This window comes from Sutcliffiella horikoshii, assembly GCF_008180725.1.
Lineage (GTDB): Bacteria > Bacillota > Bacilli > Bacillales > Bacillaceae_I > Sutcliffiella_A > Sutcliffiella_A horikoshii_B.
Genome location: NZ_VTEV01000006.1, coordinates 254,929 through 277,932, shown reverse-complemented (window position 1 = coordinate 277,932; position 23,004 = coordinate 254,929). Strand labels below are relative to the sequence as shown.

Genomic DNA, 23,004 nt, shown 5'->3' with positions numbered 1-23,004 from the left:
TTATAAAAGACAAATCGTGCTTAATTAAGAACGAAAGAACCTAAAAATTCCCTATCATAAGCCCTTTACCGGCATAAATTTGTAAAGCTTCCTAAAAAAATGAAACAAGCTATAGTCAAATCTTTTTCCATCAAAAATGGTCATGTCTCCTATAGTTGAAATGGTATGGACACCATCTGGATACAAACTATCTTCACGCGGCTCAATCGGGGATATGGCAACTTCCTCAAACTTATCTTTAGTCAAGGTAGTAACTTCATTCAGTATGATGCGGCCCCCATAAGTTTCAGAGCAATCCTGTGCTGGCCTGATCAACACATTCTCAAATAGAAATGGTGTGCCTGCAGGTCTACTTGAACGAACATCCACTTTGACTGGGTTCGCCAAATGAGGATTCCATTCCCCAAAAAGCTCTTTGGCAAAAAAGATATGAAGTTCGCTATTATCACTTTGTGGACCAGAATCTGCCCTTGTACAAAAGAGCCACCAAAAACCATTGTGCTTGACTATAGTTGAATCCACAGCGGCAAAGTCCTTTATAATGGTTTTTTCTTTTTTCAGTTTCCCGTTTGTTACCTTATAAACTGCTACCTCTTTCGCTTCAGAGGTTTCAGGTATACAATAGTTCACCCCCTCAAACTCGATTAGATAAGGGTAAGACATATGACTTTCAAGTTTAAATAAAGAATGGTCCCAATCCATTTTTTCCTTACTTTGTAAATCGTCTTTCATTCTGAGCCCTGTTATAAAACCCTTGACCACTCGATGATCTACTTCCTCCATTAGAATATGAATTCCATTTTCGTCTATTAAACCAAATGGATCAGCATAATAACAATCATTCCTTTGGACAATCCAGTCTATAGATGGGTTTTTATCCTTTAGAAAAGTTTGGATTGGCTTATTAACAATTCCGATATTCCAGTATTCATAACAGAATAGCTTTCTATATAATTTCTTAATCTTTCGTTTCCATGAAGCAAAAATGAATGCTGCTGTTTTTGTGGTAGACGTAAGCATAACATGGTTAGCATTCACAGAGAAGGATTCCATTTTAGCAGGACTGTGACATGGATTTCTAAGAATCTCTTTGCAAATTAGGGCTGGCCAATCAAGAGTAGACTGACAAAGTATCTCTTTGGTTTTTTGATAGGATTCCTTGACAGTCCCGAAGTATCCTTTCCTCCAAACAGTCCCTTCATTGGATCCATTGATTAATCCACATAATGCTACTTCCGTAACAGGGAGGTTGTTCCACACTTCCCACCACCCACCAGGTATATGCGAACTTAAGTTTGGATTTCCGTGAATAAATGTCCAAACCCCATATTCTGCTGTATCAAGAACCCCCCCTTCCATGGATTCTTCTTCAAGATGTAGAATGAAGTCCAAATTATACTCTTTGATTAATGACACTTCCTCTTTACTAAATGAACTTTTCATATCCCAAAGATTCTCACAACGAACTTTTGGAATAGAGTTGAAGTGATCTGGAATAGGAACCTTCTTTAAGGTTTTACTCCTCTTTGTTACTACGGATTGGTATGCACGGAAAAGAGCAGAGTGACTTTGATTTCCAGGCTGTACTTGATATTCAATAATCAATGCCATCTCCACTTCGGACATATTCTTTAGACGTTCCACACATTCTAGCTTCCATTGTTCTAGAGAACTACCTTTCACAGTAATAGCAAAGCGCATCTTCCTTCTTTTAACATGCACTACTCTGCACCTCCCTTTCAATAGTGTTTAAAAGATTTGCGCATTTTCTTATCATTGCTGGAGTTTACTTTCTTCTCATTTAAAACTAATGAATATTCATCCAATGTATATTGAATCATTTTCTGTAATGAAAAAGCTGTTTCCACTTTCTTTCTCGCCTCTTTAATAAATTGTAGTCTTTTTAAATCATTGGATAGTAAATCCTCTATTTTATGACAGAACTCTTGTTTTGAATGCTCATGAAGTAAGTAGCCGTTTTTACCATTTTCTATTGCTTCATTTATCCCGCCTCTATTTATTGAAATGATAGGGGTTCCAACAGCCATTGATTCAAGCACTACCATAGGGAAAACCTCTCTATGGGAAGTAACTAATAGTACATCCATCTTTCTTAGGAATTTTTCAGGTGTATGAACGGCACCAATCATTCGAACTTTGTCCTGTATCCCTAGATTAATTATTTGTTGGTGTATTGATTGATAGTCAGGACCATCACCAGCGATGTAAAAAATCAGGTCAGGGTGATGGCGGCAAGCGTCTGCCACTTCTAGAAAAAAACCTTGATTTTTTTCCTTTGAGATCCGAGCCAGAATACCAATTTTTTGGGGAATTTGATTTTTCTTCCGCTGATAAGCAAACTGTTGAAGATCTACCCCATTGTAAATCGTCTTTATTTTTCTGCTTTCTATCCCCAGATCAATTAACTGAAATTTTTCAAATTCACTTACAGCAATAATTCTTTTTATGAACCTGTTCAATATCTTTCTAAAAACTAATGGAAGATACTTTTCTAACATCGTTACATTGTGTTTCGTGTAGAAAATATGGAGCTTTTCTTTCATAAACCACTTTAGTACCAATCCATAAAAGACCATCCTTAAACTGTTGGCATGAAAGATTCCAATATAGTTTTCCTTTATAATTCTTCTTAAAATCCATAGGTTGTGTAGATGGTTTTTTCTAGAAAGATTACTAAATTTCTTTTTGTTTTGGAGGTTAACGCATAGTTCACCCTCAGCCGCAGCGTAGTAGAAATCAATTTCTGGATGAGAGAGTTTATTTTCCAACTTGCAAAAATAATTCTCTGCACCTCCCATATCAAGCTTATCTGTTACAACTAAGACATTCATAATTTCACACCTCCCTTAAACTATGGAAACTGCTAACTGATTTGTTTACGAATATTTGAATATGGATTATTCCTTAATCTTATTATCCTTCTCTCTTTTTCTTGTTGAATGGAGTTAAGGAAAGTTGAAAGGATCGCAATATACATAAAAAACATATCGTTGATAATAACAGACAAAAACATCATCTGCAGCACAAAACCAATATACGTTAAGAATAAATATTGTCGTACACGGTGGACATTGAATTTGCATAGCTGTATAAACACCAAATAGATAAATATTAGATAAAAAGTAATACCGACGAGACCGGATTCAGAAAGAATATCTAAAAAAGTATTATGGACTGTCAGTGTGTCGTTATGGTAGAAAAAGTTATAATCTGAGAAATTGAATGCTCCGATTCCAAATATCATATTATCAGAGAAAAACGTCCAGGCACGATCCCACAATTCAAACCTGCCGCTTCCCCCATCATTTGAAAAGTCTTCAAATCTAGAATTTATGATCTCTAACAAACCGAACTTCAATTGTACTGTTACAACATATATCAATAAACACAACGATAATATGGTACCGACAGCTATTTTTATCTGTTTAAGAGGTTTATTTAACAAGAGGTAAACGAAGAACATAATAACTAGTGCAACTATTCCGCCCCTTGAAAATGTTAATAAATTGGCTGCGATACAAAGTAAAAGACCTACCCTGTTTTTCCATGAGTTAGGATGACATAAGTAATAGGCAAAGAATAGCGTGTTATAAAACACAAAAAAGTTAGGGTCTTCTAATAAGCCAATCAATCTTGGATAACTCCTATCTAACAGGACACCGAATACCGTCACCCTTTCCCCTTCAAATTGAAAATCTGTACTTCTAATACCTAACACATATAAGATAAGGCTGGCAGTATTGAAGAAAATCCCTGTATTAGCTATTCCTTTTTCCACCACACTAATATTGGAATAGCTTAGAATCGATTTCATAATGAAATAACACGTCAAATATAAAGTAATACCAAGCAAAATTCTCAAACTTGAATCAGGATGAAGCGCAAATACCCCAGAATAACAATAAGTGAAATAAAATAAAAGCATGGCCACTTCAAAAGATTGCAGTCGTTGAAAATAAAAGGAGGAGAGATGGAAAAAGATAAATAAAAGCAAAAAGATCATGTATGGCTTCAAAGAAAACCCTAAAGATATGCCGTAATTAGCCAATGTTACAAGTAATATCATAAAAAATATGGAGAGTTGATACCTCTGCGGTTTCTGCAATACATTATCCATTTCCCACCCCCCTTTCTTTCTCATTTCCATTGAACCATTTATTTTGTAATGTTCTTTTTACAAGAGATAGAAACTTTTCCTTCAATTCCCTATCAAATAAGATAAATAAAAGTAAACTGCTTAAATGCATAGTCATGGCAAGGATTGGATATGGTTGTAAGAAATATTCCAACAGAATGAAAGTTGTGACAAAAACAGTCAGGTAAGGAACAAGAACACTTTTCGCCACCAACCATTTTCCAGATAGAAAAATCCAGAACCCGGTAAGGGCGATAACTTCTATCGTTAAACCCGCCACGGCTGCACCAATCAAGCCATAATTATTGCTATTAATTGTATAGAGGAAAATACCAATGATCACGGCAACCAACTGGACAGAGGTGCGAAATATTTGGCGTGAGCTAGTAGTCAGACCATCAGCTAACGAAATATTAATAGCTTGTAGGGTCAATAAGATGGATAGAACTTTTAATAGAATGGCTGCCTCCAGCCAACTCTCTCCAAATAATAGGGAAATGATGGATGAAGATAGGTAATAAAACGGAATGGTCATGGTTATTCCAATCAGTGCCATAATTTTTGTTTGGGTTATTAGCAAAGCTAAATGCTCTTTCAGTTGTTTATGGTTAAAATACCGGAATAATACTGGATAGTAAGCTCCAGCCACAATAAAGGGAATCTGTTGCAAGGCTTGGGGAATGCGATATGCCACAGCAAACAGCCCTACTTCCTGAAGGGTAAGCGTTCTCTCTAATACTAGTGGGCCTAAATGGGGCAATAGGACAAACAATAGACCTCCCAGTGTGAACGAACCAAGTTTATGAAGCAATCCCTTATGAAACTTCCCTCTCCAAACTATTTTCATATTTTTGCAAAGCAACGATATTCCTATCACTCCCGCAGTCAGATAGGAGCAACCATACAAAAAAGAGACGGTGATAGGACTTATTGAAAAAAGCATTCCTATCATTATGGAGGTTACGAGACAGGTAGATGAAGTTATTCGAATTATTCCACAGTACTGCATTTTCTCCTTTAGTTGGAAATAAGTGATGCCAATACTTTGCATAGCAACTCCAGTTACCATGGGGATTACAAGAAAATATGCTGTTCTAACCAATTCAGTATTATCGGAATGCAAAATCTCTATTATTAGAAAACCAATTATAAAAGTTACCAATAACAAAAGTGCACGCATTTTTATATACGAGGATATAACAGAGGGAATATCCACTCCCTTCCTAGATCCCTCCCTCAAAACGATGTCACTTAATCCCGCATCCGTGAAGTATGCCATGATCATCGCGAACGCCAATACTACGCTGAATAATCCATAACTATAGGATTGAAGGTAATAGGCAAGTAAAATAAGTGAGCCTGCATTCAGAGCACTGGTGAGGGCTGTGCTGTATAATAAATGAAAGATATTGGTCGAAATGGAGTTTCCTTTGCTTGATTTCATTTATATGTGCCCCTTATAGTCATAGCTTCTCATATTTACGCTGTTTGATAGATCACACCAACAATCTTCTTGTTTGCTCTCTCTAGATAATGCTTCGTTTGAAGTGCGTCATCCTTTTTAGTACTGTGTTCTTTCATTACAAGTATAACTCCGTCACATTTCCTAGATAGAATATGTGCATCCGACGACTTAAGGAAAGATGGAGTTTCCAACAGAATTACATCAAAAAATTGACTCCATTCTGTCATCAGTTCTTCTGCTTTATTCAGCAACCCTGTATGAGAAATACTATCTCTAGAGGTACCTGCAGGTAGAAGAAACAAATCAGGGGTAGAAGTGATTTTGGCGTATAGGTTGATACTTCCTTTTTCATTGATGACGTCTACTAACCCGCTTGAATTGTAAATATTGAAATATTTATGAAGGGAAGGTCTCCTTAAGTTAGCATCTACCAATAGTACTTTCTTTCCAAGTTCCGCAAAAGAGATTGCCAGTTTTGCAGATATCAAAGCCTTTTGCTCTTCCAAATTGGGAGACGTTATAGTCAAAAAGATACTTTCCTGTTGCAATTCATCCTCTATGTTTGTGCGAATGATCCGGATCTGGTCGGTACTAATTAAGTTTTCCTTCAATGACAGCTTTTTTCCCCATCTATTTTTAAACACGTACTTCCCTCCTGTTCTTCGATTTCACGGTTTTTCTCGTACGCCCACTTTCATCCAATACTATTGGTATTCGCATCTTTTGCTTTAAATTGATGGTTCCAAGAACAGGTAAGCCAATCATTTCTTCTACTTCCTTAGAGTTTTTAATGGCATCGTCAAGATCTTCACGAAGAATTGCCATTCCGACTCCGAAGAAGATACTTATGACAAAGCCTATTCCAAAGTTCAAAGCAATGCTACCAACTTCTTCAGGTTCTATATCCGTTGCATTCAACACTTGAATATCTGCTACATTGAAGGAATCTACCATGAACGTCACAGCTGTTGAAGAGATGTTATGCGCAACTTCCTTTGCCATTTCCGGATCGTTATCTCTTACTAACACATTGATAATTTGGGAGTTTTTATTATTTTGTAAAGATACCTCTTTCTCAAGGTCTGTTGTAATGTTCATATTATTTTTCACTTCATTTAATACAATGGGACTTTTTAACAGGTCCATTGTCGATGCCAAAAGCATATTAATTTCTCCTTGTGCTCCTCCTTCTCTCTCCAGTTTTCCCACAAGAATGGTAGAGGTTGCTTCATAGGTCGGTTTAATAATGAATAGAGAAGCTATCGCTGTGAGTAAAAAAAAGCAAAGGAACGTTACCAAAATGGTTTTGAGTCTGCGTTTTAAAACTTGGATAAATTTTTTTATATTCATTCTCTCGTCCATAGTTTCCTCCTTTAAGCATGATATACGATTTAGATAAACCATATTTAGTGTGTGAATATTTGTTACTAACAACTATGCTTTTATTCGCTATAAAGAACGAAATGTCTAAAAAAAATAAAACGTTTAAAATAAACTTACAATTTATCCCTTTTCATATCACTTCCGTTCTTTATAAAGAATAATATATTTGATTATACTACACTTAATTAGAAATAACATCTATCCATGTTAAATTTACTAAAAATTTACGACTTTCTACTTTATTTACATAAGTATATCTTTCAACAGGACAAGCATACGATGATAGTGATAGTCCGTTGAAAGAAGGTTGATAGATAATGATCCCCTTTGGAAAAACTTTTACTGCCTCCCTTTATGCCACCATGGCCATCAGTTTTTGGGGTATTTCATTTGTATCCACTAAAGCTGTCCTATACAAGCTTGATCCTTTTACATTATTGGTGATGCGATTTGGCATAGGGGCCTTGTTTTTGTTTCTTTTATTACTATTAACACGCGAAAAATTCTATATTTCCATTAAATACGTACCTCATCTAATTGTACTAGGTATTTTAGGAGTTTTCGTCCATCAGGTATTGCAGGCAACAGCCTTATTGACCATAGATGCTTCTTCTGCAGGGTGGCTTATATCCTTTTCGCCAATTTTCACCGTACTCCTATCTATGATATTTTTGCATGAAAAAATGACACCTTCAAAGGTTATAGGGATGATTCTCTCCGTATTGGGTGTATTGCTTATCACTTCTGCAAGAAACGGGCAGCCCCTTTCATTAACTATTAATTTAGGCTTTCTATTAATGATTTTAAGTACCTTGAATTGGGCTATCTACTCCATTTTACTAAAAGGTCTTCGAATTCCATATCCAGCACTTGTTGTGACATTTTATATGAGTTTAGTAGGATTCATTCTTACTTCACCATTTCTTGTGCGAAATAAAGGGTGGGAGTCTTTAAAGTTATTATCTCTTAGCGAGTGGGCTCATCTTGTTTTTCTTGGAATTTTTGTGTCAGGAATTGCATATTGGTACTGGGGAAAAGCACATGAAGTAATGGCGGCATCAAAAGTTTCTATGTTTCTATATTTAGAGCCGCTTTCTACTTTAATAGCAGCAATTGTTATTTTACATGAAAAGATTCTTGTACATGGTGTTTTAGGTGGAATCATCATCATATTTGGAGTAATAATTGTTAATGGACAATGGCTGCCAAAATTAATAGAAGGATTTCCACTTTTCAAAAAGAATTATTATAAGTAAAGTATTTATATAGAGGAAAAATCATGAGAAAAACTACCTATCTATTTTTTACTATTTTCTTATTAATTGGGTGCACCAAGCCGACTGTTCATACGGAAAAACAATTGGATAGAATAAACCCAATTACAGCGCCCATGAGTGTACCGTCAGAACCCTCTAACCTGGAAATGGAGGAATGGCTCCTCCCAAAGAAAAATTCAAGAGTCAGAGGTGCCCCTATTACACACGTCATGCTCCACTTTACAAATAACGCTCTTCGCTCCCCTGAAGACCCTTATGATATGGAAAAAGTCTATGCACTTTTTGAAGAGTATGAGGTTTCTGCGCATTATATGATAGACCGTGATGGAGTAATCTACTTTATGGTACCGGAAGAACGCGCAGCTTTTCATGCCGGAAAAGGACATCTATTGAACTACCAAGAGTATGAGAGTGGTTTGAACGACTATTCGATCGGAATAGAATTGCTAGCGATAGGAACGAAGGAAGAGATGCTTTCGATCATGCCAGCGGATATTTATGATTCCATTTCTCCTACCGATATTGGATACACGGATGCTCAGTATGCTTCCTTGAAGATATTATTGGAGGATATTTTAAAACGCAACCCATTGATCAAGAACGACCGAGAGCATATCATTGGCCATCACGAATACGCTCCTGTCCGGAAAAGTGACCCCGGAGAGTTGTTTGATTGGTCTAGAATAGGTTATTAAACTTACGAAAAAAGAGACCAGCCTAAAGGTCTCTTTTCCACTTTTATTCACATACTAAAATCTCTCTTGTAAAATAACCCTTTTGCGTCTGACAACGATCAACAATGCTAAACCCAGCTTCCTCCACCATTGCATCCATCGTTTCGATGGTAATGACGACAACTTTCTTTGTGAAACGGCGTGCATGCTTCAAGATCGATAATTGATCTTCCGGGGTAGCATGGGTATAAAGATTGTATGGCATATCAATTACCGCCACATCATAATTATCCGCTACTTCCGAGATTGGTCCAAGCGTGACTTTTCCTGTGAGACCGAAATGTTCAATATTTTCCCTTGAACCGTTTACCACTAACGGGTTTATGTCTCTTCCATCCATATCAATCCCCATAGATAAAGCCTCAACAAGTACCGTTCCAATCCCACAGCAAGGATCGATGGATTTTATTCCCTCAGGATCTGGGACAGCAATATTTGCAACAGCCCTAGCCACACGAGTGCTTAAAGCAGTTGAATATTCCCTTGGCTTCTTTGTGTGCAGAAGCCATACCGCTTCACTTTTCAAATAATGACCAAAATACCAGCAGGTGCCGACAATGGCCATGCCAAAAATATGATCAGGTTGATGGACATCGGCCTCTCCTTCAATCACCCAACCAATGGCGCGTTCAATATCACGACGTTCTTGATATTCAATCGTATGTGGAGCTTTCCTATCATTTATTTTGGAGAAAATAACTTTGAAAGTTTGATCGCCCATCGCTATTTCCTTCACTTGATCGACGATTTCCTGCAATGATGCTCCTTCATATATCACTTCTATTCTTTCACGGATAAAGGGGCTTCTGCTCGGATCAATCCTTGTAGTACTTTTAATAATGTTATCATCTGTTGCCTTGCCAAAAAAAGATCGCATCTCCAAATGGCACAGGGAGCGCTCTTCCTTGCTATATGCGTAAGTATATATAAACGTCGGTTCCTTTTGCTCTGCCAATCATTTTACTCCTCTGTTTGCCCCGACCTTCACTTTACAAGATCTATCAGCCTATTTAGTTCCCCTGGGTTAAATCCTTTTACCGCCTGGTCACCTACGGCCGTAACCGGAATTCCCATAAATCCGAATTTCTCTACTTCCTCTTGATATTCCCTGTTTGCCAGTAAATCTCTGACTTCAAAAGATACTTGATTTTCTTTTAGAAATTCCTTTACCAATTCACAATCCCTGCAGCCTGGTGCTGAGTAGACGATAAGCTGTTTGTTCATTTAAGAAGCCTCCCAAGATGAATTTTGTCTCTATAATGAATAGTATCATAAAAAAACACCTCGTAAAAACAGATCTGTCCTTTTATTGCAGAAAACCTTAGTTAGTGGAAATAGCCGCTGTTCCTTTCCACAAATGGCTTCGCTTTCCGCGGGACGGTGCTTGAGCCTCCTCACTTCGTTGCGGAAATCAACAGCGGTGTTCAAAAAAAATTTCTTAATCCAAAGACTATTTCAGCGGCTTCTGCGCAAGCCTATTCCTTCTTGTTAAAAAAACACCCATTAGTTCACTAATGAGTGCTTAAATGCATAGATGACTGCCTGTGTTCTGTCCTGCACCTGAAGTTTAGCGAGGATATTGCTTACATGTACCTTCACAGTTTTAAGTGCGATAAACAGCTCATCCGCTATTTCTTGATTTGTTTTTCCTTGTGTCATGAGAAGGAGGATTTCCATTTCTCTGTTGGTCAACTCCTCATGAGGAAGGATTTCGGTTTTCCTGCGCATCTTCTGCATCATTTTCCCTGCCACTTCCGGCTCCAAGATGGATTGCCCTTTATATGTAGACCGAACTGCATTGGCAATTTCACTTGCTTTGGAGGTTTTTAGCATATAGCTGGTAGCTCCCGCTTCAAGGGCTGGATAGACCTTTTCATCATCCAGAAAGCTCGTAACGATGATAATTTTCGCTTCCGGCCATTGTTCCATAATTCTTCTGGTCGCTTCGATTCCATCCATTTCTTTCATTACAAGATCCATTAAAATGATATCAGGTTTGTGTTCAATAGCGAGATCTACTGCAACAGATCCATCATCTGCTTCTGCCACAACTTCTATATCTGGTTGCGCAGAAAGATATGCTGTAACACCAATCCTTACCATTTCATGATCATCTACAAATAATACTCTTATCATTATAGGTCAAGCCTCCTCTACGTTCAGTTTGGGTACTTTCACTTCCAGTCTTGTTCCTTCATTTTCCACACTTACTATTTTTAAAGTACCACCTAGTTCAACGGCACGTTCATGCATGTTTTGCAAGCCATAAGAACCTGCCCTAGCCTGCTCGACATCAAAGCCGATTCCATCATCTACCACTCGTAGTATGATGAAGTTTTCTCTTTGAATGAGTAATACCTCGACCGCATTTGCTTTGGAGTGCCGTAATGTGTTGGATAAAGTCTCTTGAAGGATTCTAAATAGATGATCCTCCACACCTTTATCTATAGAAAAACGTTCAATTTTCCAAGTAATGCTCATCGGAACTTTTTGGATAAGCTCTACTAATAACTCCTCTGCACCTTCTTGCAATGTTTTTCCTTTCAATGCCACTGGGCGTAAATGAAGGAGCAATGCCCGCATCTCCAGTTGAGACTGGTGAATCATCTCTTCCACTAATTTTAGTTGCTTTGTTTCACTGTTATCAGTACCAGATTCTCCCCTCGTTTCCGTTAATGCAGACATTAGCATTGAGGCTGCAAAAAGCTGCTGACTGACTGAGTCATGAAGCTCTCTTGCCAGCCTGTTTCGTTCTTGTGAAACGATTTCCTGTATCCTAATCTCTAGGTCTTCCGCCTTTTCGTTTGCGATCTTTTGGGAGATTTTTGCTTGTTCCTGTATCTGACTGTGCAATTTCCATATGACTTCTTCCATTAAAGCTAATTCCTGAACATTGCTTCCTGGTACTTCCCTCAAGGTTCTGCCTTGTTCCACTGCTTTTAACTCCTCATAAACAGTGTTTATTTGCTTCTTCCAATACAACCCTGAAAATAAGCCGAAGAGTATTCCCAAACCAAGACTGACAATAAATAAAAACAAGATGAACGGAAGATCCATTACCTTTAGCATCCAAAGAGCTTTCAGACTGATTACCGGAAAAAAGAAATAGGTTACCGCGCCTATAACTATAAAGCTTATTAGAGATATACAAGATGCCCACAAAACTTGTCTTTGCAATGTACTCATACTCTCTTCACCTCTATGCTGCCGACGAAAATCGAGGTGACAATTTTCACTTTATGGGTGGCTTCTCTATAATTAGCTGTTTGGTAATGAACAGTCTGGTTAAGAATGCTTTTCTCTTCTTGCTCTAGGATATTGATGGAGCCTACCATGCCAGAGTGGACGATATTAAGTTCCAATTCGTAGGGAACCATTATCTGAATATTTCCTATTACATTTCGAATAAAAATAATGGATTCCCCTTTAGGCAGTACCGTATAGCTCAAATCTATCTGAGTATCACTAATTCCACATTGGATGTTTACATCATCCCATGTATAAGAATGATCAGGTGTCTTTTGTCCTCCAAAAAGCTTGTTAGTGAACCACTTTTGCTCGTTTCTAACAACCTGTTCTTCCTGTTTGGGCATTATAGATGGCTGCATTTCTACAGGGTGTTTTTTGGCTTGCAGAAATTTGTACAAGAAATACAACACTGTTGCCAAAATTAGAAAGTTGAAGGTCATCATATTGAATACGGTAAAAGTAATGGATAAAACCCCGATGACAAATAGAGCCTTTCCTATTAACCAATGCCATTTCTTCTTTCCTATATACATTAGGAATCCTGAAAACAAAAAAGAAAAAATAAGGCCCGTATTGAAAAAGAGAATTTCCAGCAGAAAAATCAAGCTAGCCACTACGATAATAAAACTAAGATAATCAGATTTCATTTTGTTCAACATGCGCCTTATCCCTCCTTTTATTTAAGCTTTTGGCTTTGTTAAAGCATATTGTTGATTTTTTCAGCTACCTAGCTGTTGATTGGAGCAATATGCGTAGACTCCTCGAAAATGCTACGCATTTTCTTGGTGCGATGTTTCGCTGTCGAAGCCTTCCTTGTCCTGAGGGAGATAGCGTTTTAGGGGAGACCCCGCAGGCGCTTTTCCGAGGAGGCTCCCCAAACGCCCCTAGGAAGGCGAAGCCTAGTGCGGAAATCAACAGCGGTGTTTAACAGATCCAAGCTTTTTATACTTCTACACCCTAAAAAGGCGCAAATGTACGCCTTTTTAGAATAGCAGTTTTCATTGTGAAAGAGAATGAGTTTTCTCTTCAGTTTGGGGAATTTCTTTTTCTAGCTGGGCAATACGCGCATCGATAGTATTGCGGTGATAGTCGGAATTTACTTGGTGCTCCAAACGATCTAAGTAGGTTTCCATTTCATTAAATTTTGTGTAGGAATACTCTGCTTTGCTAGAACCCACCACCTGATTCATTCGATGTGTGGCACGGGCAACATTCTCCCTTCCCATTAATTCCATCCGCTTGATATACATATCCTTAAGTCGGTGCTTCATTTCTTCATATTTTTGCTCTAGAGATGTCAGGTCCGCCGAAACCTTTTCTAAAGAAAGCTTCAAATTGTTGGCGCGCTCTTCATATTGTTGATGCTCCCGTTTTGCAAATGCCTCCAGTTCCGTTTCACCAGCCTTTTCAGCAATGCATGCTTGCGAATTTCGCTTTTCCGCTAAACTTCTTGCCTCTTGATATTCTCTATTAAATTCTTCTTTAAGTAAATTCTGGCGTTCTACAAGCTTGCGAACTTTTTCTACTTCTCTTTCACAATCACGTAAATACTGATTCAACATAGCGATCGGGTTTTTCTGCTCCTTTTTATCCAAAGCTTCATGGAAATCTGCAGAAATCGTCTGTTTAATTCTTGAAAATAAGTTAGTCATAGTACCATTCCTCTCCTGTAATTTACTTGTTCAATGAATTCCACTGTTTCTCGAAATTAGTGAACGGGTCACCAGCTTCAATGATGGTGTTGTTTTCTTTCTCTTTGTTCCAGTTTTTATAAACAACATATAAGATATATGCTGCTACTACTGCTAATACGGCGGGTACATTTGCAATGGAGAAAGCGATGGCAATAAAAGCAATGATCCCCCACAGAATTTTCGTGCCAGTAGAATCCGTTTTTATGAATTCTTTTACTGCATAATAAGTGACTACCAAACTAACGGCCAACCCTAAAAGTGGACCAATGTTTGCAAGCAAAACAAAGAATGCAATGACACCTACTAGAAACAATCCAAATTTTTTCATTCGTTGTTCCTCCCTTCTATGTCTTTATCTTACCTTCGTTAAAGGTTTCTTATAATGAGCTTCAGCCATATTTTGAGTTAAGACTTGGGGCTTAGTGGAAATAGGACCGAAAAGCAATTATTAGGAGGTTAAGCACTTGTAAAATAGTAGTTTTATTGATAGAATCTTCAGAAAGTAATACTGCAACACGCAACACCTTCTTTCTTTTTCACATTTGTTTGAAAATAATGATTAGGAGGCGTTTTGTATGCAAAAAGAAAAATTAGTTCATTTAATTCCTTACAAGTTGGAAAACCAGTTATTTGAGACCCAACAAATCCCAGAAGGCGTGGAATTAATTCAAGCACCGGCTATTTGGCAAAATGGTTATAAAGGTGAAGGTATCGTCGTTGCGGTTATTGATACCGGATGTGATGTACTGCACCCTGACCTTGAAGGACGGATTATAGGAGGGAAAAACTTCACAGAGGACGATAATGGAGATCCAGAGAACTTTAAAGATTATAACGGTCATGGCACACATGTTTCAGGGACCATTGCTGCGATCAACCCTGGTTCTGGTGTAGTTGGAGTAGCTCCTGAAGCTAAACTACTGATTCTTAAAGCTCTTGGCGGTAAAAATGGCTCTGGAGAATATGAATGGATTATTAACGCAATAAATTACGCCGTTACCCAGAATGTAGATGTTATATCTATGTCACTTGGTGGTCCAATTGATGTCCCAGAACTTCACGATATTATTAAAGCAGCAATCGACCAAAACATCCTCGTCGTTTGCGCTGCAGGTAATGAAGGGGATGGGAATCAATATACAGAAGAATTCTCTTATCCAGCTGCTTACCAGGAAGTGATTTCTGTCGGTTCTATTAATCTTCAACGTAAATCCTCTTATTTTACTAACTCGAATAACGAAATTGATCTTGTAGCACCTGGCGAGAAAATTATTTCAACAATACCAGGAGGAAGATATGCCGTATTCAGTGGTACTTCCATGTCAGCCCCACATGTCGCGGGAGCGCTCGCGTTAATTAAAAAGCTTTCGGAAAATGAATTCAGCCGAACACTCACCGAGGCGGAACTTTATGCTCAACTAATTAAAAGGACCATCCCTCTCGGCTATCCTAAAAGCTTAGAAGGTAATGGGCTTGTCTATTTAACAACTCCTCAACTTCTGGCAGATTATTTAAGGCAGTCAAACATAGCCGAAAGCATCGGCGTTTAATCATGATCTAATCCCCTGATATAGAAAATATCGGGGGATTATTCTATCTGTTCATATGTCAACCCAAGTGCAAGTATGATGGTACCAATTGCTTGCAGCCAGCTTCCAAGTGCAATGACAGATTCATTACTTTGCTCATTTTGCTTAGATTTATTTCTTTCTTCTCTTAACTCTCGACTGCCCCCTACCGCTTGTATAGAGTTCCCAATCGCTTGAAGGAAATTACCAACTACCATGTATGGGTGGCTGGCACTGCCTAATGCAGTTATCGCTCCCAATGCTTGTATTAAGTCTCCACTAATGACAAGCCTTTCTTCTGTATCTCCGGTAAAATCAATGACCAAACCTGTGCTGACGGACAAATTACCTGTTGCTTGTATGATATTTCCTAATTTTCCGTATGTCAGTTCTTCTTGTGAGTCCGCTTCAAGACCATTTCCCCCTGCTTGAAGGACATTCCCGACCAAACTTAACCCCGTTCTCCCTTGCTCATGGATGGGGACGGACGGGGTACTGCCAATCGCTGTAATTACTGTACCTAATGCCTGAGTCCAGACACCAATAAATTGTTTCGTATTTTCTCCCATCAAATATTCCGCCTATCTTCTCGGTTACCTTATCACTATATACGGCCGCATCATTTCATAATCTTCATGTTCTAGCATATGACAGTGCCATACATAAAGTCCTGAATAAGGACCAAATTGCATGATTAACCTTGTAACCTCATTGGGATTTGCCCTTACGGTGTCCTTTCTCCCCCTTTCCTGTGGCTCTGGTAAGATACTAGGCCCTAGGTATTCAATCACTTTTTCATTGTTGTATTTCTCAACATTAAACTCACGCCGGTCAAGTATCTGAAAATCTATTAAATGAATATGGATCGGGTGCGTATCTGGTGTAAGGTTAATAAGATACCAGATTTCAGTTGTCCCAAGTCTAGGGTTTTCAGATATTGGTGCATCCCAACCTTTATTATCTAGTAACATGAGCTCTCTTGCATACTTATCCATCAAATGATCAAGCGTTAAAAACCTTTTTCTTACAACGCTCTTTTCAGACAAAACAGGTAGTTGTTCCAATTCTGAAGGAATACTGCTGGTATCAATATACATAGCTTTGGAGATTACCCTGAACTGCATGACATCCCTTACTTCATTTTTAGCCTCTCCACTTGGAAAAGGAGCAGGTGCTTCATTAATTAATGAAACTTTCCTACCTTCCAAATTAGAAAAATCGATGATGATATCTGCCCTTTCAGCAGGCGCTAGAATAATCTCCTTTATTCCAATCGGTTGAGGCAATAGCCCTCTATCTGTACTTATCTGAAACATAAGTTGATTTCTATCAAGCTTTAATTTATAGAATCTACTGTTTGAGCCGTTCAGCATCCGAAATCGATATTTTCTTGGTTCCACCTCCAAATATGGCCATACTTTTCCATTAACCAATATGGTTTCCCCAAAGAACTCAGGCACAATGGACGTTACTAGGCCCGGAACTGGTTCTTCTGGCTGTTTGGGATAATAAAGCGATCCATCTTGATTAAATGTCCGGTCCTGTATCAATAGTGGAATATCATATTCCCCTGCAGGCAAATTCAATGATTGTTCTCGTTTACTTCTTACTAAAAAGAAACCTGCGAGGCCTGCATATATGTTTAATCTGGTAATACCAAGTGCATGGTCATGGTACCAAAGGGTACAAGCATTCATATAGTTGTCATATTGATAGACTTGTTTTACAAACTTCTCCCCCACTTGTTGATATCCATTTGTAAACCAGGCATCAGGGTACCCATCACTCTCCGGTTCTACTACCGCCCCGTGTACATGAACTACTGTCCTTACCTCAGGGACGTCACGATGAGCACCATGGACGGTAAAATCTATTGGTAAAAGATGCACAGGTGGCAATTGATTCTTCCACTTGATATACACCCTTTCTCCACTCTCCACTTGAATGGTCGGTCCTGGAAATATTCCTTCATATCCCCACATAGTTGTCTCGGGCAATTCACTATGCACTGACACCTTGCATTCCTTCATACATACCTCGTAATACGTATAGCCTTCCCCTTTATATAGGTGCTTTAAAACTGGCGGAACAGGGAGCGCGTCCTTATATTTGGTCAAGTTATAAACTGTTTGCTTCTGGTTTCTAGACACCATGCAATCCCTCCTTTCACTCACCTTCGCTTTAACATATTCGACGAAAGCGATGAATATCCGAAAAGAGAACCTATTTGAAAAGATAAGGTTGTATAATTATACGCAAAGTGTTATTTTTATTGATATCCTATTCTATTATTATAACATTCAAAAAAGGAGACAAAACCGTATGAGTACTCAATCTGCCAAACAAACCACCTACTCCAAACAAACAGATGCCCCAACTTATTCAACTTTACAAATTTTAAAATTCGCCATTCCTTCTTTATTTGGTATTCTACTTTTCTTGATACCAGTATCATTCAACGGAAATGTCACCATTGGTCTTGGAATCATGGCTGACTTGGTATTGACTACATTTGGTGGGGTTATTCCTTCCTTCATGGCAGTCGTATTAGTTGTTTCTGCTATTAGCAGTTTGGTAGTGAGGTTCATTTCCTTACCATTCTTAAAAAAAGATAGCTTCTTAGACACCCTATTGAACGTAGGTAGTATATGGCTTGCAATGCGCGTATTAGGTGCGGCATTCGCTGTTATGACCTTAACGAAATATGGACCTGAAATGATTACATCCGAATTTACAGGAGGCATTGTCTTATTTGACCTTATCCCAGTTCTAACTGTTTGGTTTCTATTTGCAAGTCTCTTCATGCCACTTCTATTAGAGTTCGGTTTAATGGACTTCATCGGTACGCTGGTTAGAAAAGTAATGCATCCTCTTTTCAAGCTACCAGGTAGATCGTCTATTGATGCAATGGCTTCTTGGATGGGGAGCGGGACAGTAGGGGTGTTGTTAACCACACAGCAATACGAATCTGGCTATTATACAAAAAGGGAAGCAGCTGTCGTAGCGACCAACTTTTCCATTGCTTCCATTGCTTTTAGTCTTGTTATAGCCAAATTTATTGGAATTGATCATATGTTTGTCCCTTTCTACTTTACAGTAGTGGTTACTGGAATCATTGCAGCAGTTATATGCCCAAGAATCCCTCCACTTTCCCGTAAAAAAGATACATATTACGAACCTGTTGGCCAAAAAATCGATGAAAATGTTCCAAAAGGTGTGTCGAGTTTTCAATGGGGACTACAGCAGGCCGTAGATAAAGCGGGGCAAGTGAAGAGTATAAAGCAAATTGTAAAAAAAGGGATTTATAATGTAGTGGATATTTGGATGGCACTCATTCCACTTGTGATGGCTTTAGGAACAATTGCCTTGATGGTGGCAGAATTTACGGAAGTCTTCAACATTCTATCTTTTCCATTCATACCGTTTCTTCAACTGTTGCAAATTCCAGAAGCCCAGGCTGCTGCACCAGCCATGATTGTAGGGTTTGCGGATATGTTTCTTCCAGCAGTTATTGGAAGTGGGATAGAATCTGAGCTTACGAGATTTGTTATTGCCGTCATGTCATTGACTCAGTTAATTTACATGTCAGAGATTGGCATTCTTTTGATAAAATCAAAAATCCCTCTATCGATATGGGAACTGTTCATCATATTCTTGCAAAGAACCATCATTACATTGCCTGTTGCAGCACTAATGGCTCATTTGTTCTTTTTCTAAAAATAAAAATAAAAGCTCGCCAAATCCACAATCGGGATTGGCGAGCTTTATTAGTTTCGTGCCTCATGCACTTTCAACTGTTTGCCTTTGACGGGACGGTTTTTCATTTCTTTTAAAACTAAAGGGCCTTTTCCATTTAAGATATCCACATACGTCTGATTCTCCTGAATAGAAATAATCCCTATATCTTCTGGTGTCATGCCAGCTATTTGGCAAATGGTCCCTACGAAATCCACCGCTCTAATTTTCTTTTTCTTACCGCCATTAAAGTAGAGTTTCATAATATTCTTCTCTAATTTGGCGCCTTTTTCTTCTTTCTTTGTAGGTTTATTTTTCATCTTCTCTAAAAAAGAATTTTCAGCTCGGGCTACAGTTTCTCTGTTAGGAACTTCACCTTTAAAAATCTTTAAGCCAATATACTTCTCTATTTCTTCTAATTGATGACTTTCGTTATTTGAAATAAGCGTAATCGCTTTACCAGATTTTCCAGCTCTTGCTGTTCGTCCGATACGATGTACATATCGTTCCTTGTCAGAAGGAATATCATAATTGATGACTAAGCTTATATCTTCAATATCAATACCCCTTGAGGCTACGTCCGTTGCAATCAGATATCGGAATTCCCCCCGTTTGAAAGCATTCATGACAGAAAATCGATCTTCCTGTACCATGCCGCCATGCAACTTTCCGCAAGGATACCCGCTGCGATGAAGTTTACGGTGAACCCTCTCCACTTCTTCTTGCGTAGCGCAGAAAACAATACAGCTATCTGGGTTTTCCACTACTGTAATGTCTTTCAGCAGAAGATATTTCTCCTCTTCCTCCACCTCATACCAGACATGCTCTATTCGATTTGTCGTCAAACCACTTCTTTTTATTTCAACCAATGCAGGTTCTGTCATATATTGATTCGCTAGTTGTTTAATATCTTCCGGCAAGGTGGCTGAAAACAACATCGTTACCCTATTTTTGGGTAGCTTTTGGATGATTGCTTCTACTTGATCGATAAAGCCCATGTTTAACATTTCGTCCGCTTCATCAATCACAAGATACTTGAGTCTATTCACTTCAAGCGTACCTTTTTCAAGATGGTCCAGCACCCGTCCAGGTGTACCAACCACTATATGAGACTTTTGCTTCAATTCTATTTTTTGCCTTTGAAAAGATTGTTTTCCGTATATAGCGGTTGCCTTAACTCGCTTAAAGCGTCCAATGTTTGTTATATCGTCCTTTACCTGGGCTGCAAGTTCCCTGGTTGGAGTCAATACTAAGGCCTGGGGCTTATTTTCTTCCCAGTAGACAAGCTCACAAAGAGGGACGGCAAAAGCAACTGTTTTCCCGCTTCCTGTTTGTGATTGTACAATGATATCCATCTTCCCTAGAGCTTTTGGAATCACTTCTTCTTGGACACTTGTCGGTTTTATATAGTTCAGACTACTTAATGCCTTGACTATGTCTTCTCCTAGATTAAATTGCTGAAAAGTTTTATTCATCCGTTAATAACCTTCTCTATCTTCAAATTGTACGACAATTTCCAATACTTCCGACCTGCTGCCGATTCTAAGTGGCGGCCCCCAGAAACCGAAGCCAGAGGAAACAAATGCATGCAACTGGCCTTTTTTCAAGTAACCCCAATCCAACTCAAACAGCCTTTTGGTAATAAGGTGGTTTGGTGCCATTTGACCTCTATGGGTATGACCCGATACGATGAGATCTACCCCACTTTCTTGTGCTTCTTTCAGCTCTGCAGGTTGATGATCCATTGCTAGTAAGGGCAAAGAAACATCTATATTATTATCGTTTACCAGTTGTTGGAACGACTTTCTTCTTGAGTCTGTTTTATCTTTTCGGCCTAGCAAATAAAAACTGTCTCCAACTAGAATAACCTCGTCCATTAAAATACGGATATCAACCTTTTCCATCTCTTTTAGAAACTGAGGGATCTCTCTTCCATAGTATTCATGGTTACCTAGAACCCCGAAAATACCGAGTGGTGCATCGAGTTGTTTCATGATAGCCCCCATATTTTTTTTTTGAAAATGTTCGGGCTCGTCATCAATAATATCACCAGGAAGCAGTATGATATCCGGCTTGATGCGATCTATCATTTTCACAAGCCTTTTGGCATGGGCGACACCTGATAACTTACCGAAATGCATGTCAGAGGCAACCGCTACATGAATTTTTTTCATTTCGGTTTTTTTCGGTATGGTCACCTCATACTTTCTGATTACTGGGCTGTAAGCATTGTAGAGGCCGGTGATGAAAATTATTGCAATCATGATAGCTGTTACGGTCCCCACCACAACAACGGAAGTCTGACCTGGAACTCCTGTTAGGTGAAGTACCCAAGCAACAAGGTTAGCTATCGGAAATAAAAGAAGTCCGTACTGAATATATCCAAACCATATTGAACCGACAATCGATAACCAGGAGAGCGGTTTTACCAACCTCCCAAGAATATAGGCATAAGAAAAAATGGTGATGACTAACCAATATACAGTTTCTTGTTGGAACGAGAATATCGCTTTTAACCAGACTAAGCCGTTCCAACCAAGATAAAACATTAAAATATTATATAATGAGAAAAATGCGACGAACGATAATATCCGACCAACGTTCACGAAAGCAACTACTCCTTTAGTACAGTAAATCTATACCACTCATTATAGCGAAGAATGATGGAAGAAGGGAAATGACAAGTATTTTGAATATGAAAATGAAGCCTTCCTATTAGACAGTTCTATGGGTTTCCCTTTCGCTTCGGGCGTTTAGAGTGCTTCTATTAGACAGTTCCACCTCTTTTCCTTTCGCTTAGGGCGTTTAGAGTGCTTCTATTAGACAATTCCACCTCTTTCCCTTTCGCTTCGGGCGTTTAGAGTGCTTCTATTAGACAATTCCATCTCTTTTCCTTTCGCTTCGGGCATTTAGAGTGCTTCTATTAGACAGTTCCACCTCTTTTCCTTTCGCTTCRGGCTAATAGAACCCTTCTATTAGACASTTCCACCTCTYTYCCTTTCGCTTCGGGCGTTTAGAGTGCTTCTATTAGACARTTCCACCTCTTTTCCTTTCGCTTCGGGCTAATAGAAYCCTTCTATTAGACAGCTTCTATTAGACACTTCCACCTCTTTTCCTTTCGCTTCGGGCTAATAGAACCCTTCTATTAGACACTTCCACCTCTTTTCCTTTCGCTTCGGGCTAATAGAACCCTTCTATTAGACACTTCCACCTCTTTTCCTTTCGCTTCGGGCTAATAGAACCCTTCTATTAGACAGTTCCACCTCTTTTCCTTTCGCTTCGGGCGTTTAGAACCCTTCTATTAGACAGTTCCATCTTTTCCACTTTGCTTCGGGCTATTTGTAACCAAAAATCACTAACCTATACCATAATTAGCTCCTAACAAAAAACTGACCCCATTGAGAGGAGTCAGTTCACAAAAGAAGATTTCTTTAAATAATTATCAAATACGATATTTCCAAATGGAATGAAAGCAACAGCTATAGCACCTGCCGCCCATTTAAGCGACCATCTTATCTTTAACGTGATATATGCAATAAAAAGGACATAAGTGATGAACAAAAAGCCGTGTAAAGCTCCAACGACACTTACTGCCTGGGGAATGTCAAACCCATACTTCAGAGGCATTGCTATAAAAAGAAGAACAAGCAATGATCCGCCTTCTATTAACCCCATCATTCGGAATCTTCCCATAGTAGTGTTTGTCATTAACTATCAGCCTTCCTTTATCTAACATGATTTCT

At 38.7% G+C, this 23,004-nt stretch carries 22 protein-coding genes; 4 read left to right on the top strand and 18 right to left on the bottom strand.

Annotation, left to right across the window (positions count from 1 at the left end):
* Positions 1-54: 54 nt before the first annotated feature.
* Genes FZC76_RS16785 through FZC76_RS16760 form a run of 6 tightly spaced genes read right to left on the bottom strand, consistent with a single transcriptional unit; the run spans position 55 to position 6,983 of the window.
* Positions 55-1,722, bottom strand: coding sequence for a glucosamine inositolphosphorylceramide transferase family protein (locus FZC76_RS16785; protein WP_148989317.1), 1,668 nt, complete (start codon positions 1,720-1,722; stop codon positions 55-57).
* 17 nt (positions 1,723-1,739) lie between these two features.
* Complete coding sequence (locus tag FZC76_RS16780) at positions 1,740-2,852, bottom strand: glycosyltransferase family 4 protein (protein ID WP_262372678.1); 1,113 nt, start codon at positions 2,850-2,852, stop codon at positions 1,740-1,742.
* A gap of 32 nt (positions 2,853-2,884) precedes the next feature.
* Complete coding sequence (locus tag FZC76_RS16775; protein ID WP_187442116.1) at positions 2,885-4,138, bottom strand: O-antigen ligase family protein; 1,254 nt, start codon at positions 4,136-4,138, stop codon at positions 2,885-2,887.
* Positions 4,131-5,600, bottom strand: a complete 1,470-nt coding sequence (locus FZC76_RS16770) for an oligosaccharide flippase family protein (RefSeq protein ID WP_148989314.1) — start codon at positions 5,598-5,600, stop codon at positions 4,131-4,133. The genes FZC76_RS16775 and FZC76_RS16770 overlap by 8 nt, the downstream gene beginning before the upstream one ends.
* Before the next feature lie 35 nt (positions 5,601-5,635).
* Positions 5,636-6,265, bottom strand: coding sequence for a CpsD/CapB family tyrosine-protein kinase (locus FZC76_RS16765; RefSeq protein WP_148989313.1), 630 nt, complete (start codon positions 6,263-6,265; stop codon positions 5,636-5,638).
* The gene (locus FZC76_RS16760) at positions 6,258-6,983 is read right to left on the bottom strand and encodes a YveK family protein (protein WP_187442115.1); all 726 of its coding nucleotides are present in this window, start codon (positions 6,981-6,983) and stop codon (positions 6,258-6,260) included. Before FZC76_RS16760 ends, FZC76_RS16765 begins: the two co-directional genes overlap by 8 nt.
* A 338-nt stretch (positions 6,984-7,321) precedes the next feature.
* On the opposite strand from FZC76_RS16760, the gene FZC76_RS16755 reads away from it, so the two are divergent.
* Positions 7,322-8,260, top strand: coding sequence for a DMT family transporter (locus FZC76_RS16755; RefSeq protein ID WP_148989311.1), 939 nt, complete (start codon positions 7,322-7,324; stop codon positions 8,258-8,260).
* A gap of 23 nt (positions 8,261-8,283) precedes the next feature.
* Positions 8,284-8,976, top strand: coding sequence for an N-acetylmuramoyl-L-alanine amidase (locus FZC76_RS16750; RefSeq protein WP_148989310.1), 693 nt, complete (start codon positions 8,284-8,286; stop codon positions 8,974-8,976).
* Positions 8,977-9,019: 43 nt separating this feature from the next.
* Here FZC76_RS16750 and FZC76_RS16745 read toward each other — a convergent pair whose 3' ends face one another.
* The 7 genes from FZC76_RS16745 to FZC76_RS16715 form a co-directional block, all read right to left on the bottom strand.
* The gene (locus tag FZC76_RS16745) at positions 9,020-9,970 is read right to left on the bottom strand and encodes a TRM11 family SAM-dependent methyltransferase (protein ID WP_148989309.1); all 951 of its coding nucleotides are present in this window, start codon (positions 9,968-9,970) and stop codon (positions 9,020-9,022) included.
* A 29-nt stretch (positions 9,971-9,999) separates the two neighbouring features.
* Positions 10,000-10,239: a glutaredoxin family protein gene (locus tag FZC76_RS16740; protein WP_060665603.1), complete on the bottom strand. Its 240-nt coding sequence runs from the start codon at positions 10,237-10,239 to the stop codon at positions 10,000-10,002.
* Between the two features lie 279 nt (positions 10,240-10,518).
* Positions 10,519-11,151: a response regulator transcription factor gene (locus FZC76_RS16735; RefSeq protein ID WP_148989308.1), complete on the bottom strand. Its 633-nt coding sequence runs from the start codon at positions 11,149-11,151 to the stop codon at positions 10,519-10,521.
* A gap of 6 nt (positions 11,152-11,157) precedes the next feature.
* Entirely contained in the window at positions 11,158-12,201 is a 1,044-nt protein-coding gene (locus tag FZC76_RS16730; protein WP_148989307.1) for a sensor histidine kinase, read from the bottom strand.
* Positions 12,198-12,923, bottom strand: a complete 726-nt coding sequence (liaF, locus tag FZC76_RS16725) for a cell wall-active antibiotics response protein LiaF (RefSeq protein WP_148989306.1) — start codon at positions 12,921-12,923, stop codon at positions 12,198-12,200. Before liaF ends, FZC76_RS16730 begins: the two co-directional genes overlap by 4 nt.
* Positions 12,924-13,262: 339 nt before the next feature.
* Complete coding sequence (locus tag FZC76_RS16720; RefSeq protein WP_148989305.1) at positions 13,263-13,916, bottom strand: PspA/IM30 family protein; 654 nt, start codon at positions 13,914-13,916, stop codon at positions 13,263-13,265.
* A 22-nt stretch (positions 13,917-13,938) separates the two neighbouring features.
* Positions 13,939-14,286 carry a lmo0954 family membrane protein gene (locus FZC76_RS16715; RefSeq protein ID WP_148989304.1) on the bottom strand — a complete coding sequence of 116 codons (348 nt, stop codon included), beginning with the start codon at positions 14,284-14,286 and terminating at the stop codon, positions 13,939-13,941.
* 247 nt (positions 14,287-14,533) lie between these two features.
* Between FZC76_RS16715 and FZC76_RS16710 the strand changes: the two genes are divergently transcribed.
* On the top strand, positions 14,534-15,508 hold the full coding sequence (locus tag FZC76_RS16710; RefSeq protein WP_148989303.1) for a S8 family peptidase: 975 nt from the start codon (positions 14,534-14,536) through the stop codon (positions 15,506-15,508).
* A 38-nt stretch (positions 15,509-15,546) separates the two neighbouring features.
* On the opposite strand, the gene FZC76_RS16705 is transcribed toward FZC76_RS16710, so the two are convergent.
* Positions 15,547-16,095, bottom strand: a complete 549-nt coding sequence (locus FZC76_RS16705) for a DUF6944 family repetitive protein (RefSeq protein ID WP_148989302.1) — start codon at positions 16,093-16,095, stop codon at positions 15,547-15,549.
* A gap of 24 nt (positions 16,096-16,119) precedes the next feature.
* Positions 16,120-17,679 (bottom strand): multicopper oxidase family protein, encoded by a 1,560-nt coding sequence (locus tag FZC76_RS16700; RefSeq protein WP_148989301.1) that lies wholly within the window; start codon positions 17,677-17,679, stop codon positions 16,120-16,122.
* 169 nt (positions 17,680-17,848) lie between these two features.
* On the opposite strand from FZC76_RS16700, the gene FZC76_RS16695 reads away from it, so the two are divergent.
* The gene (locus FZC76_RS16695; protein WP_148989300.1) at positions 17,849-19,243 is read left to right on the top strand and encodes a YjiH family protein; all 1,395 of its coding nucleotides are present in this window, start codon (positions 17,849-17,851) and stop codon (positions 19,241-19,243) included.
* Between the two features lie 50 nt (positions 19,244-19,293).
* Here FZC76_RS16695 and FZC76_RS16690 read toward each other — a convergent pair whose 3' ends face one another.
* From FZC76_RS16690 to FZC76_RS16680, 3 genes are all read right to left on the bottom strand, one after another.
* A complete protein-coding gene (locus tag FZC76_RS16690; RefSeq protein WP_148989299.1) occupies positions 19,294-20,736 on the bottom strand; it encodes a DEAD/DEAH box helicase in 1,443 nt (480 codons plus the stop codon).
* Between the two features lie 3 nt (positions 20,737-20,739).
* On the bottom strand, positions 20,740-21,810 hold the full coding sequence (locus tag FZC76_RS16685; RefSeq protein WP_148989352.1) for a metallophosphoesterase: 1,071 nt from the start codon (positions 21,808-21,810) through the stop codon (positions 20,740-20,742).
* Positions 21,811-22,669: 859 nt separating this feature from the next.
* A complete protein-coding gene (locus tag FZC76_RS16680; RefSeq protein WP_148989298.1) occupies positions 22,670-22,969 on the bottom strand; it encodes a DUF3817 domain-containing protein in 300 nt (99 codons plus the stop codon).
* Between the last annotated feature and the right edge of the window lie 35 nt (positions 22,970-23,004).